This is a genomic window from Micromonospora sp. DT43, assembly GCF_049841645.1.
Taxonomy (GTDB): Bacteria; Actinomycetota; Actinomycetes; order Mycobacteriales; family Micromonosporaceae; genus Micromonospora.
Genome location: NZ_JBNCKR010000007.1, coordinates 254,389 through 268,842, shown reverse-complemented (window position 1 = coordinate 268,842; position 14,454 = coordinate 254,389). Strand labels below are relative to the sequence as shown.

Annotated in this window: 12 protein-coding genes; 6 read left to right on the top strand and 6 right to left on the bottom strand. The window is 71.7% G+C overall.

Annotated features, from left to right (window positions below):
- Window positions 1–17: 17 nt before the first annotated feature.
- Together ACLQ26_RS19350 and ACLQ26_RS19345 are read right to left on the bottom strand one after the other, a co-directional pair.
- Window positions 18–1,364 carry an ABC transporter substrate-binding protein gene (locus tag ACLQ26_RS19350; protein WP_425745732.1) on the bottom strand — a complete coding sequence of 449 codons (1,347 nt, stop codon included), beginning with the start codon at window positions 1,362–1,364 and terminating at the stop codon, window positions 18–20.
- A gap of 19 nt (window positions 1,365–1,383) precedes the next feature.
- Window positions 1,384–2,508: a LacI family DNA-binding transcriptional regulator gene (locus tag ACLQ26_RS19345; protein ID WP_425745731.1), complete on the bottom strand. Its 1,125-nt coding sequence runs from the start codon at window positions 2,506–2,508 to the stop codon at window positions 1,384–1,386.
- A 238-nt stretch (window positions 2,509–2,746) separates the two neighbouring features.
- Between ACLQ26_RS19345 and ACLQ26_RS19340 the strand changes: the two genes are divergently transcribed.
- The 5 genes from ACLQ26_RS19340 (at window position 2,747) to ACLQ26_RS19320 (ending at window position 9,607) form a co-directional block, all read left to right on the top strand.
- Entirely contained in the window at window positions 2,747–4,075 is a 1,329-nt protein-coding gene (locus ACLQ26_RS19340) for a Gfo/Idh/MocA family protein (protein WP_425745730.1), read from the top strand.
- 26 nt (window positions 4,076–4,101) lie between these two features.
- Window positions 4,102–5,535 (top strand): glucuronate isomerase, encoded by a 1,434-nt coding sequence (gene uxaC / locus ACLQ26_RS19335; protein ID WP_425745729.1) that lies wholly within the window; start codon window positions 4,102–4,104, stop codon window positions 5,533–5,535.
- 31 nt (window positions 5,536–5,566) lie between these two features.
- Window positions 5,567–6,871: an enolase C-terminal domain-like protein gene (locus tag ACLQ26_RS19330; protein WP_425745728.1), complete on the top strand. Its 1,305-nt coding sequence runs from the start codon at window positions 5,567–5,569 to the stop codon at window positions 6,869–6,871.
- Window positions 6,862–8,355, top strand: a complete 1,494-nt coding sequence (locus ACLQ26_RS19325; protein WP_425745727.1) for a mannitol dehydrogenase family protein — start codon at window positions 6,862–6,864, stop codon at window positions 8,353–8,355. The genes ACLQ26_RS19330 and ACLQ26_RS19325 overlap by 10 nt, the downstream gene beginning before the upstream one ends.
- Before the next feature lie 76 nt (window positions 8,356–8,431).
- Window positions 8,432–9,607 (top strand): Gfo/Idh/MocA family protein, encoded by a 1,176-nt coding sequence (locus ACLQ26_RS19320; RefSeq protein ID WP_425745726.1) that lies wholly within the window; start codon window positions 8,432–8,434, stop codon window positions 9,605–9,607.
- A 22-nt stretch (window positions 9,608–9,629) separates the two neighbouring features.
- On the opposite strand, the gene ACLQ26_RS19315 is transcribed toward ACLQ26_RS19320, so the two are convergent.
- From ACLQ26_RS19315 to ACLQ26_RS19300, 4 genes are all read right to left on the bottom strand, one after another.
- Window positions 9,630–10,232 carry a hypothetical protein gene (locus ACLQ26_RS19315; protein ID WP_425745725.1) on the bottom strand — a complete coding sequence of 201 codons (603 nt, stop codon included), beginning with the start codon at window positions 10,230–10,232 and terminating at the stop codon, window positions 9,630–9,632.
- 265 nt (window positions 10,233–10,497) lie between these two features.
- Window positions 10,498–11,082, bottom strand: a complete 585-nt coding sequence (locus ACLQ26_RS19310) for a hypothetical protein (protein WP_425745724.1) — start codon at window positions 11,080–11,082, stop codon at window positions 10,498–10,500.
- Between the two features lie 57 nt (window positions 11,083–11,139).
- Entirely contained in the window at window positions 11,140–11,796 is a 657-nt protein-coding gene (locus tag ACLQ26_RS19305; RefSeq protein ID WP_425745723.1) for a response regulator, read from the bottom strand.
- Window positions 11,793–12,878, bottom strand: a complete 1,086-nt coding sequence (locus ACLQ26_RS19300) for a sensor histidine kinase (RefSeq protein WP_425745722.1) — start codon at window positions 12,876–12,878, stop codon at window positions 11,793–11,795. The genes ACLQ26_RS19305 and ACLQ26_RS19300 overlap by 4 nt, the downstream gene beginning before the upstream one ends.
- A gap of 187 nt (window positions 12,879–13,065) precedes the next feature.
- On the opposite strand from ACLQ26_RS19300, the gene ACLQ26_RS19295 reads away from it, so the two are divergent.
- Window positions 13,066–14,418 carry a pectate lyase family protein gene (locus tag ACLQ26_RS19295; protein WP_425745721.1) on the top strand — a complete coding sequence of 451 codons (1,353 nt, stop codon included), beginning with the start codon at window positions 13,066–13,068 and terminating at the stop codon, window positions 14,416–14,418.
- Window positions 14,419–14,454 lie beyond the last annotated feature (36 nt).

Here is a 14,454-nt window from a genome sequence, read left to right as displayed (position 1 = left end):
CTCGCCTGGTGCGGCGGTCAGGCGATGGCGGACTTGCACGCCTCGACGAACTGGGCGGCGGCCTGCGCGGGGGTGGCCCGGCCGTACTGGGCGTTCTCGGCGGCCTTGATCAGCTCGGACTTGACCTTGCTGTGCCCCTTGATCGGCACCTGCGGCGACGGGCCGAACTTCTGGGTCAGCTCCGCCTCGACGGCGATGGACTGCTTCATGGCCGGGTCGGTGGTGCCGTCGCTGACCAGGCGACGCAGGTCCAGATTGGACGGCAGGCCACGGTCGGTGCCGAGCAGCTTGACCGCCTCCGGGTCGTTGTTCAAGAAGTTGATCACGTCGACCGCGACGTCCTTGTTCTTGCTGCCCTTGAACACCGACCAGTACATCGAGGCCCGGGCCCACTGCGCGCTCGGATCGCCTGGGTAGGCGATCACGCCCAGCTCGTCCTTGGTGTTCTTCTTCAGGTCCGGCATCTGGTTGGCCCAGACCCAGGAGGTGGCCGCCTTGCGGGTGACCACCAGCTGCTTGGTGACGTCGCTGGAGTTGCCCTCGTGGATGACGTCGGCGGTCGGGGTGGCCCTGCGGTCCCGGGCGCCCTTCCACAGGTCGAACCACTTGGTCACGTCCTCGGCGGTGAAGCCGAGTTCCTTGCCCTTGTAGAGGTCCTTGCCCTGCTGGCGCAGCCACACCCAGAGCGCCTTGTAGTCGGCGCTCGGGTCCTGCGTGCCGGGCATCCTGGTCGCGGCGGTGACCTGCTCGGCCCAGGCGATGTGCTGCTCCCACGTCATCCCGTTGGTGGGCTCGGGCAGGTTGTTCTTGATCAGCAGCGTCTTGTTGTAGACCAGGCCCTGGGTGTTCTCCCCGGCCGCCAGGCCGGCGAGCTTGCCGTCGACCACGCCGTACTGCCAGAGGCTCTCGGGGAACTTCGAGGTGTCCAGCTTGGCGGACTTCTGGTAGGGGGTCAGGTCGAGCGTGGTGCTGCGGGCCGCGTACTCCGCCAGGTAGTTGTCGTCGATCTGGAACAGGTCCGGCGGGTTGCCGCCGGCGGTGAGCGTGGCCAGCTTGTCGAAGTAGCCCTGGTTGGCCTGCCAGGTCGTCTCGAAGGTCACGTTCGGATGCTTGGCGGTGTAGAGGGCCAGGGCGTCCTCGGTCAGTTTGGCCCTGGCGTCGCCGCCCCACCAGAAGATGGAGAGCTTGACCGGCGCGCTCGGGTCGGCGGCGCCGTCGTCGTCTCCGCAGGCCGCGGCGCCGAGCATCAGCGGCGCGGCGACTGTCACGGCGAGCAGGCCGCGCAGGAGTCGCCGCCGGGGCAGGACGGTACCGTGCCGAAGCCCGGCGGGCATGTCAGTGGTGGGGGGCGTTGCGGGGTGCATGTGCGCTCACTCCTCGGCATTAGGAGGCGACGGCGTCACCGGTGGCCGCGGTCGGGACGCCCGGGCCCGCAGGGCAGGCCGGGCCACGCGATGCGGTCAGGGGACGTGCCGGTCGGGCGTGTGGGCCCGGGCCGGTCGAGTCGCGGATGACCAGGTCGGTCTGCAGCATTACCTGTGCGGTGGTACGACGGACGCCGAGCGCCGTGCCGGCACCGGGGCTCCGCGCGCCGCGCGGTGACTCGATGTCCTGTTGCAGCAGCATGTCGACGGCCGTCCGGCCAGCGGCCCCGGTGGGTGTGGCCACCGTCGTCAGTTTGGGGCGGGTGAGCCGGCTCAGGGCGATGTCGTCGACCCCGACGACACTCACCTCCTGCGGCACCCGGACCCCGAGCGCGTCCAGCCCCGCGATGAGGCCGATCGCCATCAGGTCGTTGTAGGCGAGCACTGCCGAGACGCCACTGCGCCGCACCTGCTCGGCCACGGCGAAGCCGCCGGTCTCGGTGGGCGCGTTGGGGCCGAGCACTGTCAGCTCCGCGCCGCCGCCGCGGGCGGCCGTGGTGGCGGCGCGGCGCATCTCCCGGTTGGTCCACGAGCTGCGCGGGCCGCCGAGCAACGCGATGCCGCGGTGACCGAGACCGATCAGGTGCTCGATCGCCGCCCGGGCGCCCTGCCCGACGTCCATCAGGACGCAGGGCAGGCCTGTCACCTGGCGGTTCACCACCACCAGGGGCACCTCCCGGCTGAGTTGCTCGATCAGGCTGTTACTCATCCGCGGACTGCACAGCAGCACCCCGTCGACCTGCTTGGCGAGCGCGTGGACCAGCTCCTCCTCGGCTGTCGGGTCCTCATTGGTGTCGGCCACGAAGACGTGGTAGTCGCGGTGGCGGGCCTGACTCTCCGCCGCCTTGATCAGCGGCGGGAAGAACGGGTTCGCGATGTCGGCGATGATCAGCCCGATGTTGTGCGTCCGCCCGGTGATCAGGGCCCGTGCCGCACGGTTCGGTCGGTAGCCCAGGTCCTCCGCGCAGGCCAGCACCCGGAGCCGCGTCTCCGGGTTGACCAGGTGCGGGGCCGAGAAGGTGCGGGACACGGTGGAGATGTGCACCCCGGAGGCGCGGGCGACGTCCCGGATGGTGACTGGCACGGCGGGCCCTTCGTCCGATGTGGCGACGGTCACGTGGGTGCCGCCAATTAATGCAAACGGTTGCTCCAGTGTCAACGGTCAATGGTTGCGCCTCTGTTGCGCTGGCGCTCCCCCTGGTGACCTCCCATGCCGCAAACGCTGACATTTCTCGCCGATTGCGCCATCGTCGTTGACGTCGTCGCATTGATCGTGATTACTTCACTGCAAACCTTTGCAGGGATCACCTGGGGGCTATGGCATGTCACCGAGATCCGACGGGCGAGTCCGCTACGCCCTCGTGGGCACCGGCGCGCGGGCGGAGATGTTCGTCCGGGCCCTGGTGCTCGACCACGCCGACACCAGCGAGCTGGTCGCCTTCGCCGACGTCAACCAGGCCCGGATGGACGCGCACAACCGTTGGCTCGCCGAGCTGGGCCACCGCCCGGTGGCCACCTACCCGGCCGGTGAGTTCGGGGCCATGCTCGACTCCGAGCGCGTCGACGTCGTGCTTGTCACAAGCGTGGACGTCACCCACGACGAGTACGTGGTGGCCGCGCTGCGCGCCGGCCGGGACGTGGTCACCGAGAAGCCGATGACAGTGGACGCCGCGCGCTGCCGGCGCATCCTGGACGCGGTGACCGAGACCGGCGGCCGGGTGACTGTCGCCTTCAACTACCGCTACAACCCGCTGCACGAGCAGGTCCGCCGCCTGCTCGCCGACGGCGCGGTCGGCGAGATCGGCTCGGTGCACTTCGAGTGGCTGCTCGACGTGCGGCACGGCGCCGACTACTTCCGCCGCTGGCACCGCGACAAGGCCACCTCCGGCGGACTCATGGTGCACAAGGCCAGCCACCACTTCGACCTGGTCAACTGGTGGCTGGGAGCCACCCCGGTCGAGGTGTACGCCGCCGGCCGCCTGTTCTTCTACGGCGAGGCCGGACGCCGGCACGGCTACGCCCGCGACTACGAGCGGGCGTACGGCTCCCCCGCCGCCGTCGACGACCCGTTCGCGCTGCGCCTCGACGCGCACCCGAGGCTGCGTGAGCTCTACCTCGACGCCGAGGCCGAGGACGGCTACCAGCGCGACCGCAACGTGTTCGCACCCGGCGTCAGCATCGAGGACGACATGGCGGTGCTCGCCCGCTACTCCACCGGCGCGACGATGACCTACCACCTCACCGCGTACGCCCCCTGGGAGGGTTACCGGGTGATGGTCAACGGCAGTCGGGGGCGCTTGGAGCTGGAGGTGACCGAGAACGACTTCGTCGACCGGGGCACCGCCGGCGCGGTCAAGGGCGCGGCGTTGCACGGCGTCGAGGCGGCGGCCGAGGGCGGCGGCGCGACGCTCACAGTGCGCCCGTTCTGGGAATCGCCCCGGCAGATCCCGGTCGACTGTCGTACCCGGCACGGCCACGGCGGCGCGGACGCCCGGATGACCCGGGTGCTCCTCGGCGGCGAGCCCGATCCGTTGGACCGTGCCGCGACGGCCGACGACGGCGCGCTGGCCCTGCTCACCGGTCTGGCCGCCAACCGGTCCTTCGAGACCGGGCAACCCGTCCGGGTCGCCGACCTGCTCATCCCCCGCTGACCCACGAGACGAGGAGCCCCCACCCCGTGTCGACGTCCGACCACACCGACCTGCTCCTGCCCTCCGAGCCGGGCCAACGCGCGCTCGCCCGGGAGCTGTACGCCCTCGCGGCGCGGCAGCCGATCATCTCGCCGCACGGGCACGTCGACCCGGCCCTGCTCGCCGAGGACCGGCCCTTCCCCGACCCGGCGCAACTGCTCATCGTGCCCGACCACTACCTGACCCGGATGCTGCTCAGTCAGGGCGTACCCCCGTCGGACCTGGGCGTGCCGACCCGCGACGGTAGCCCGGTGGAGACCGACGGGCGGGTGATCTGGCGGCGGTTCGCCGCGCACTGGCACCTGTTCCGGGGGACCCCGTCGCGGCTGTGGCTGGAGCAGACCTTTCGCACCGTGTTCGGGGTGCACACCCCGCTCGGCCCGACCACCGCCGACGCCCTCTACGACGAGATCGCGGCCCGCCTCGCCGAGCCGGACTTCCGGCCCCGGGCGCTGTTCGAACGGTTCAACATCGAGGTCCTCGCGACCACCGAGTCGCCGCTTGACGACCTCGCGCAGCACGCCAAGCTCGCCGCCGACGGGTGGGGCGGGCCGGGCGGCCGGGTGGTCACCACGTTCCGCCCGGACGACGTGGTGGACATGGAGCACGAGAGCTGGGCGTCCAACGTGGCGCGGCTCGGCGAGCTGGCCGGCGAGGACACCGGCACGTACACCGGTTATCTGGCCGCCCTGCGCGCCCGGCGGGCCGCGTTCATCGCCGCCGGGGCGACCTCGTCGGACCACGGCCACCCCACGGCCCGCACCCTGGACCTGACCCCGGCCGAGGCCGCCCGGCTGTACGACAGGGGCCTGCGCGGCGAGGCCGACGCGGCCGACGCGGAGGCGTTCCGAGCGCACATGCTGATGGAGTTCGCCCGGATGTCGCTCGACGACGGCCTGGTCCTGCAGCTGCACGCCGGCGCGGTGCGCAACCACAACCGCTGGCTGTACGCCCGGCACGGCCGCGACGTGGGCGGCGACGTCCCGCAGGCCACCGAGTTCGTGCACGCGCTCGCCCCGCTGTTGGAGCGCCACGGCAACGATCCCCGCCTGCGGGTGGTGCTCTACACCCTCGACGAGGACACCTTCACCCGTGAGCTGGCGCCCCTCGCGGGTGGCTACGCGGCGCTGCTGCTCGGCGCGCCCTGGTGGTTCCTGGACTCCCCCGAGGTGCTGCGCCGGTTCCGGGAGACGGTCACCGAGAGCGCCGGCTTCTACAACACCACCGGGTTCGTCGACGACACCCGGGCGTTCTGCTCCATCCCGGTACGCCACGACGTCGCCCGGCGGGTCGATGCCGGCTTCCTGGCCCGGCTGGTCGCCGAGCACCGGCTGCCGCTGGACGAGGCGGCCGAGACCATCGTGGACCTGGCGTACCGGCTGCCGAAGCGGGTCTTCAACGTCGGTGGGGACGACAGGTGAGCCCCGCGGTCGCGAACGAGAGGCAGGCTCAGTGAGTGTCACCATCACCTCCGTCGAGGTGCACGACGTGCGGTTCCCGACCGCCGCGCGGGGCGACGGCTCCGACGCGGTCAACCGCGGCGACTACTCGGCGACGTACGTCGAGCTGGGCACCGACGCCGGGCCGACCGGCGCGGGGTTCACCTTCACCAACGGCCGGGGCAACGAGATCACCTGCGCGGCGGTGCGGGCGCTGGCCCACCACGTCGAGGGGCGGACGATCGCCGAGATCGCGGCCGAGCCGGTGGCGTTCTGGCGCTCGCTCAGCGCCGACGTGCAGTTGCGCTGGCTGGGCCCGGAGAAGGGCGTCATCCACATGGCGACCGGCGCGCTCGTCAACGCCGTGTGGGACCTGCGGGCCAGGATCGCCGGCAAACCGATGTGGCGGTTCCTCGCCGAGCTGCCCACCGACGAGCTCGTCGCCAGCGTCGACTTCCACCACATCACCGACGCCCTCACGCCGGACGACGCGGCAGCGATCCTGGACAAGGGACGCGACGGCCGCACCGACCGGTTGGCGACGCTCGACCGCGACGGCTTCCCCTCGTACACCACCTCGGTCGGCTGGCTCGGCTACCCCGACGACAAGGTGCGGGCGCTGACCCGCCGGGCGTACGACGACGGGTGGCGGGCGATGAAGATGAAGGTCGGCGGCCCGCTCGCCGACGACGTGCGCCGGGCCCGCATCATCCGCTCCGAGATCGGCCCGGACGCGCTGCTGATGATGGACGCCAACCAGGTGTGGGACGTCGACGAGGCGATCACCGCGATGACAGCCCTCGCGGAGGTGGACCCCTACTGGATCGAGGAACCGACCCACGCCGACGACATCCTCGGCCACGCGCGGATCGCCCGCGCCGTCGACGAGTTGACAGGCGGTCGGTGCCGGGTGGCCACCGGCGAGGTAGCCGCCAACCGGGTGATCTTCAAGCAGTTGCTCCAGGCCGAGGCGATAGGCGTGATGCAGATCGACGCATGCCGGGTCGGCGGCGTCAACGAGGTCCTGGCCGAGCTGCTGCTGGCGGCGAAGTTCGGGGTGCCGGTCTGCCCGCACGCCGGCGGCGTGGGCCTCTGCGAGTACGTCCAGCACCTGGCGATCTTCGACTACCTGCGGGTGGGCACCAGCCTGGACGGGCGGATGATCGAGTACGTCGACCACCTGCACGAACACTTCGTCGACCCGGTCCGCACCCGCGGCGGCCGATACCTGCTGCCCGACCGACCCGGCTACAGCGCCACGATGAAACCGGCGTCGATCGCCGAGTTCCGCTTCCCGGACGGCCCGGCATGGCGGTGACCGTCGGCGCCTCCCGCCTCGGCCTGGGCGTGCTGCGCCACCTGCCCGTCGAGTCCCGTCCACTCGTCCGTCCGGGCACGGTGCCGGTCGGCGTCGTACACCTGGGGTTGGGCGCCTTCCACCGCGCGCACCAGGCCGTCTACACCGAGGCGGCGGTCGGCGCGGCCGGCGGCGACTGGGGCATCGTGGCAGTCGCCCCGCGCAGCACCGCACTGGTCGAGGCGCTCGCCGCGCAGGACAACCTTTTCAGCGTCAGCACCCTCTCCGCCGCCGGCAGCACCACCCGGGTGGTGGGGTCGCTGAGCGGCGTCCGGCACGCTCCCAGCGACCCGGACGCCGTTGTCGCGTTGCTCGCCGACCCGGCGGTACGCGTGGTGACGCTGACCGTCACCGAGAAGGCGTACCAACTCGACCCGGTGACCGGCCGACTGTCCCCGGACGCCGCGCTCGCCGCGGACCTCGCCGGCGGTCGGGCGCCGACGACAGTGCCGGGGCTGCTGCTGCGCGGGCTGGCCGCCCGCGCCGCCGCCGACGCCGGACCGCTGGCGCTGGTGAGCTGCGACAACCTGCCGGCCAACGGCCGGCGGCTGCGCGGCCTGGTCGACCAGGCGGTCGAGCGGGCCGCCGGGGTGCCCGCCGGGCTCGTCGACTGGGTGGTCGCCAACGTGACCTGCCCCGGCACCATGGTCGACCGGATCGTGCCGGCCAGCACCCCGGAGACCATCGACACGGCCCGTCGGGCGCTCGGCGTGACCGACCTGGCCGCGGTCGCCGCGGAGCCCTACGCGCAGTGGGTGATCGAGGACGACTTCCCCGGCGGGCGGCCGGGCTGGGAGCACGCCGGGGCGGTGCTCACCGACGACGCCGGGCCGTGGGAGCGGTTGAAGCTGCGCAGCCTCAACGGCGTGCACTCGGCCGTGGCGTACCTCGGCGCGTTGGCCGGCCGGGAGACCATCGCCGACGCCCTGGAGATACCGCACCTGACCGACGTGCTGCGCCGGCTGATCGCCGAGGACGTCGCGGCCAGCTTCACGCCGCCCGACGGGGTGCGCGTGGTCGACTACGGCGAGCAGGTTCTCGCCCGGTTCGCCAACCCGGCGATCCGGCACCGCACCCTCCAGGTCGCGGTGGACGGCTCGCAGAAGTTGCCGCAGCGCATCCTGCACACCATCGCCGACCTGCGTGCGGCCGGCCGGTCCGCGCGCTGGGGCGCGCTTGTCGTGGCGTCCTGGTTGCGCTTCGCGCTGGGGTACGCGGACGACGGCACGCCGCTGCCGTTGCAGGACCCCCTCGCCGGGCCGATCCGGGCCGCCCTGGACGCAGGCGCGCAGAGCCCGGCCGGCGCGGTGGACGCCGTCTTCGCGCTGCGCGAGGTCATCCCGGCCGAGGTCGCCGACGACGACGAGGTACGCGCCGATGTCACCGCCTGGCTCACCGCGCTCGGACGACACGGCGTCGAGGCGACCCTGGCCGGTGCCCGGTGAGCGGTGCCGCGCCGGCCGGCGTTCCGTCGGCGCTGTCCGGCGCTCCGGTGAGCCGGGCGACGCCTGCCGACGTCTCGTGAACGGGTCGAGGCCGCCGACGGTGGCGGTGATCGGGGCGAACGGGCACGGCCGCTCGCATCGGCGGGTGATCGCGACGCTGCACGCCGAGCGCCGGCTGCGGCTGGTCGCACTTGTCGACGTCCAACCGGTGCGCGACGAACCGGAGGCGCCGATCCCGCCGGGGGTCGAGGTGTTCACCGACCATCGGGCGATGCTCGCCGCCACCCGACCGGAGGTGGTGGTGGTCTGCACCCCGCCGCACACACATCTGCCGATCGCCCGCGACGCCCTCGCGGCCAGCGCGGACCTGCTGCTGGAGAAGCCGCCGGTGCTGTCGCTGGCCGAGCACGGGGAGCTGACCGACGCGCTGGCGACGACCGGCCGGGTGGCCCAGATCGGTTTCCAGGCGCTCGGTTCGCCCGCACTGACCGCGCTTACCGACGCGCTTGCCGCCGGTCGGCTCGGGGCGGTGACCCGCATCGCGACGGTCGCGGCCTGGCAGCGGCCGGACGCCTACTACGCCCGCTCGCCGTGGGCCGGTCGCCGGGTCCTGAACGGCCGTCCCGTGTTGGACGGTGCGCTTGTCAACCCGCTCGCGCACGCCGTGATGCAGTGCCTGGCCGTCGCCGAGGCGCTGGGCGGAGCCCCACCGTGGCCGGCCGCCATCGAGGTGGAGCGCTACCGGGTGCGGCCGATCGAGGTGGAGGACACAGCGGTGCTGCGGGTCCGGTTCCGGGCCGGCCCACCGGTGCTGGCGGCGGTCACCCTCGTCGCCGAGGAGTTCGTGGCGGGCGAGGTGGTGGTGACCGGCACGACGGGACAGGCGGTGCTGGAGTATCCGACGGACCGGTTGCGCCTGCCCGGCGACGTGGCGACCCGACGGATCCCCGGTCGACGGGGCCTGCTGGAGAACCTGCTCGCCCATCGGGCCGACCCGGGCGGGGTGCCGCTGATCGCCCCGCTTGCCCGTACCGCGCCGTTCACCGCCCTGCTGGACGCGCTGCGGGCCGCACCGGAGCCACGGCTGCTCGACGGCGACCTGGTCGACGTGGTGGACGACGGCGGACAGCGTGCCCGACACCTGCGCGGCGTTGTCGACGTGCTGCGCCGCTCCGCCGAGCAGGGAGCCCTGCCGAGCGAGTGGGGCGTGGCCTGGGCTACGCCGCCCTACCGGGCCGAACTGACCGCCTAGGGTGCGTCCTACCGGACACGCCCTAGTAGCTGGAGACCGGGATGGCGAAGTGGAATGCGCTCGGATTCGGAACGTGCGGCCCACCGCCGGCGAAACATACCCCTCGTTGTGGTGCGTAGCCGTTGAAGAACAGCTGATAGCAGTTAATGCAGAACTCCCAGTTCGCCTGGGTGCCAGGTGGCTCGCCGATGTCGTGCGGCAGTACGTAGTTGAAGGGGATGTTGGATCCCGTCCGGTGGGGAATGTTCTCGACGTTGGTGCCGATGCAGCGGCCCTGATTGGGCCAGGATCCACTGAAGAACAGCCCAAAACAGTTCCGGCACCACCGCCAGTCAGGCTGGTCGTTGGGCGTCCAGCCGCCTCCGAACGGGATTTTGAAGATCCAGCCGACCTGACGGTGCGTCGTTCCGGTTGCCGGACAACGTCCGCTGGGAGCAAAGCCCCAGTAGAACATCACGAAGCAGTCGCCGCAGAAGCGGTACGGGGCGTGCGTGGTGTTCGTCCAGGCGGACGCAGGGGCACCGGTGCCCACGGTGACGAGGACAGTGGCTGCCACACCCAGACCAGCGGTCTTGGTGAGAAGCGCTCGGCGGGTCCAGCGCGGGACGGGATCGGACCTATTCATGATTCGAGTACTCCCTCGTTGACCGGAGAACCTGGCAACGGATCGGTGCGGCAGCGAGCCTGACCGCGCGGCGGATCTCGTTGCGGCAGGGGATCGTGGAATCAGGATGGGGTGCGGTGCCCCCGTGCGATAGGGTTCCGCGCCACCGAAGGTGACGCGAATCGTTGATCCGACAGCGCATGGCCGAAATGCGGTTAGCGGCCGAACGGGTGCGACGAGCAGGAAGATCATGTGATGGAAAGTAGGTCGGGAACTGTCTTGGGGCCTACTTTTCATCACATGATCGAGGCGGGACGATCGCCCGATTCCCGCGCGGGGACCGCGACATCGACCGCAGCCCCAGATAGAGGAACGGCAGCAGCAGGAACAGGTCGGCCAGGTGCGCGATGGACGCCTCCCGGGTGATGCGGCTCAGCGGGAACACGACCGCGCCCAGGCTGACCATGATGCCGACCGGAAGTGGCGCCGCGCGCACCTTGGCCAGCACGAGGCCCAGGACGAACAGGCTGAGGGGAAACAGCGGTCCGCACGTCCAGTACACCGCGTACGCGGCGAACGGGTGCTCGCCGAGTCGTTCGACCGCATCGGCGTGGGAGACGGCGAACAGTCCCTCGTGAATACTCTGTACGCCGTACGCCACCCCGCCGATCGCGCCGAACACCGTTACCGGCAACCCGACCGCGACGTACTTCGGAGTGGTGGGCCGCAGCCGTTCGAACAACCCGATCAGCCCGATGAGCCAGCACGCGTTCGACAGCACGATGATCGTGCCGGCGGTGACGCCTTGAGTGTCGTTCTGCCAGAAGAAGCCGGCGAGCAGATTCAACGCCGGACCCAGGATGAGAAACATGATTCGAACGCTACGAGCGGCGTCCCCGTGCCGGATCCGCCATCGGTGGGCGTCGGCCTAACGCCGTCGCGGTAGGCCGACAAGCCCGCTGCGGTACGCGAACACGACCAGCTGTGCCCGATCGCGGGCCCCGAGCTTCGTCATCGCCCGGTTGGTGTGGGTCTTCGCCGTGGCCGGGCTCATTCCCAGCCGGCCCGCGACCTCCACCGTCGACAGACCGGCGGCGACGAGAGCGACCACCTCCCGCTCCCGCGAGGTCAGGCTGTCCAGGCCCGGTACCTCTGGACCACTGGCGAAGGCGGCGATGAGCCGTCTGGTCACGGCGGGCGCCAGCAGCGCGTCACCGGCGGCGACCACGCGTACCGCCCGGCGCAGTTCGTCCGGCTCCAGATCCTTGAGCAGGAACCCGCTCGCGCCGGCCTGCAGCGCCGCGAAGACGTACTCGTCCAACTCGAATGTGGTCAGCACGACAACGCGTACGTTGGGCAGCCTGGCATCGGCGAGGATCCGCCGGGCGGCCGTCAAACCGTCCGTGCCCGGCATCCGGATGTCCATCAACACGACATCCGGCCGGTGCGCCCGGGTGAGAGCGATCGCCTCCTCCCCGTCGGTTGCCTCCGCGACAACCTCGATGTCCGGCGCCCGCTCCAGAAGGACCCGGAAGCCCGCGCGGACGAGGGTCTGGTCGTCGGCCAGCAGGACTCGAACCGTCATACCGGCAGCCACCCCCGCACCTCGAAGCCTCCGCCGTCCGCCGGCCCCGCTCGAAGCCACCCGCCCAGCCCGCCGGCGCGCTCGGCCATGCCCCGCAGCCCGTTGCCGGCTACCGGGACGCCGCCCCGTCCGTTGTCGCGCACCGTCACGCACAGGCCGTCGGGACGGTATCCGACACGCACCTCGATCTGGGCCGCACCGGCGTGCCGCAGCGCGTTCGTCACTGCCTCCTGGACGATGCGGTACGCGGTGGTCTCCACGGCCCGCGGCAACGCGCGCGGCTCGCCATCGCAGGTCACGACCGCGCCCGTCGATTCGGCGAGCGCGGGCAGCCGATCGAGCGTGGGCGTCGGCGGCTCCGGCCCGGCCGCCGGGGTGCCGTCGCGCAGCACGCCCACCGCCGCGCGTAACTCCACCATCGCCTCGCGGCTGGCCCGGCGTACCTCGCGCAGCGCGGTTCGGGCCTGGTCGGGATCCTCGTCCAGCACGTCGGCAGCGACGCCCGCCTGCACCGACACCACGGCCAAGGTGTGCGCCGTGACGTCGTGGAGCTCCCGCGCGATGCGGATACGCTCCTCGACGACCCGCTGCTCGGCGGCCCGGCTCTGGTCGGCCGCCAGCAACGCCAGCTGGGTCCGGCGCCCGCGCACCACCTCGCCGAGCAGCACCGCCGCCACGAACACGACAGTCGAACTGTCCAGCGACGCGTCGAACGGCCTCGCGCCGGCCACCGCCATCCGCCCCTGGGCATCCAGGAGCACGAAGAGGGCCGCGACGACGAGACCCACGCACTGCCGCGACGCCGCACCGACGGAGTACAGCGCGACCCACGCGGGCACCGCCGGAGCGCCGCCCGGGTAGTGGTGGATGTGGTAGGCCAGGTAGAGCCCGCCCACGAGGATCAACACAGCGACCGGCCACCGCCGTCGAACGGGCAGCACGACCACCATCACGGCGGCGGCAGCGTACGCCCACAGGTCCGGCACCCGGTCACCCAGCGCCACCGGCGTCGTCGCGAGCCGGTACGCCGTCAGCACGCCCACGGCCGCCACAATCATCGTCTCCACGACCCACCGCCGCATACCGCCTGACTGTACGGACCGCCGGACCCGTCGACATACCACGAACGTCGTATCCGCCTCGGCGGCCCGTCGTGGATGCGCCTCCACTGCAACATTCCTGCAAACAATAAATATTGACCGGCGTAAAAGTGTGAACCTACCGTTCCTGGTGGATGCCGAAACACCACAAGCGAACGGAAAACAATCAATGCGTACACCCCTCGTGGGCGCGATGGCGCTTGCCCTCCTGCTGGTCGGCGCACCGGTGCCCGCTTCCCGCTCCGACCCGGCCTCCGCCGGTCGACTGTCCTGGTCGGCCCGTCAGCTCGGTCGGCAGGCGCTGCCCGAGCGGGACGGCTGGGCGGCCGAGGGCACCGGCACCACAGGCGGTTCGGCGGCGGCGCCCGAGCGGACGCGTGTGGTGCACGACCGCGCCGGGCTGGTCGCCGCGCTCGGTGGTGACAATGCCAGCAACGCCACCGACGCCACCGCGAAACTGATCTACGTCGACGGCGTCATCGACGGCTTCGAGGGGCCGGACGGCACCGCGCTGAGCTGCGCGGACCTGGCCGACCCGGCGTACCGGCTGGACGCCTACCTGGCCGCGTACGACCCGGCGGTCTGGGGTCGGGTGCCGCCCGCGGGGCCGCTGGAGGAGGCCCGGGTGCGTTCGGTGGCCAACCAGACCCGCCAGACGCAGGTGAACGTCGGCCCCAACACCACTATCGTCGGGCTGCGCGGCGCCCGGCTGACCGGCCTCACGCTCATGATCGACCGGGCGTCGAACGTCATCGTGCGCAACCTGACCTTCGCGGACGCCCGGGACTGCTTTCCGGCGTGGTCCCCCACCGACGGCGACGCCGGCAACTGGAACAGCCAGTACGACCAGATCTCGGTACGCCGCAGCGAGCACGTCTGGGTCGACCACAACACGTTCACCGACGGCGACAACCCGGACAGCGCGCAACCGACCTACTTCGGACGGCCGTACCAGGTGCACGACGGGTCGTTGGACGTCACGCACACCGCGAGCGGTGTCACCGCCTCCTGGAACCGCTTCACGGGACGGGACAAGCTGATGCTCATCGGTTCGTCGAACACCGTCGGCCCGGACGTGGGCCGGCTGAAGGTCACCCTGCACCACAATTCCTTCGACGGCGTCCTGCAGCGGCTGCCCCGGGTGCGTTTCGGCCAGGTCGACGTGCACAACAACCTCTACCGGCTCGGCGGCGACGGCTTCCAGTACGCCCTCGGCGTCGGTGTGCAGTCGGCGATCTACGCGCAGAACAACTTCTTCGCCCTCGACGCCGGCCTCGATCCGGCCGATCTGCTCTACGACTGGGGCGGCACGGCGCTCACCGAGCGGGGCTCGTGGGTGCGTCAGGGCGGCGGCCCGGCCCGGCCGGTGGACCTGCTGGCGGCGTACAACGCGATCCACGATCCCGACCTGGGCGCCGACGCCGGTTGGGTGCCCACCCTGCGTCGCGACCCGGTCCTGCCCGCGCCACTGGTTCCGCTCCTGGTGGGCCCGCTCGCCGGCGCCGATCGGCTGCCGCTCTGACCGCCCGGCAGCGGTGATCGACTCCCTTTCCGTGCT

Excerpts from the sequence above, each read along its gene's own strand:
- ACLQ26_RS19300 (WP_425745722.1), bottom strand. The coding sequence starts at position 12,878 with ATGCGGCGGTGGGTCGTGGAGACGATGATTGTGGCGGCCGTGGGCGTG.
- ACLQ26_RS19340 (WP_425745730.1), top strand. The coding sequence starts at position 2,747 with ATGTCACCGAGATCCGACGGGCGAGTCCGCTACGCCCTCGTGGGCACC.
- ACLQ26_RS19295 (WP_425745721.1), top strand. The coding sequence starts at position 13,066 with ATGCGTACACCCCTCGTGGGCGCGATGGCGCTTGCCCTCCTGCTGGTC.
- ACLQ26_RS19350 (WP_425745732.1), bottom strand. The coding sequence starts at position 1,364 with ATGCACCCCGCAACGCCCCCCACCACTGACATGCCCGCCGGGCTTCGG.
- ACLQ26_RS19325 (WP_425745727.1), top strand. The coding sequence starts at position 6,862 with ATGGCGGTGACCGTCGGCGCCTCCCGCCTCGGCCTGGGCGTGCTGCGC.
- ACLQ26_RS19305 (WP_425745723.1), bottom strand. The coding sequence starts at position 11,796 with ATGACGGTTCGAGTCCTGCTGGCCGACGACCAGACCCTCGTCCGCGCG.
- ACLQ26_RS19310 (WP_425745724.1), bottom strand. The coding sequence starts at position 11,082 with ATGTTTCTCATCCTGGGTCCGGCGTTGAATCTGCTCGCCGGCTTCTTC.
- ACLQ26_RS19315 (WP_425745725.1), bottom strand. The coding sequence starts at position 10,232 with ATGAATAGGTCCGATCCCGTCCCGCGCTGGACCCGCCGAGCGCTTCTC.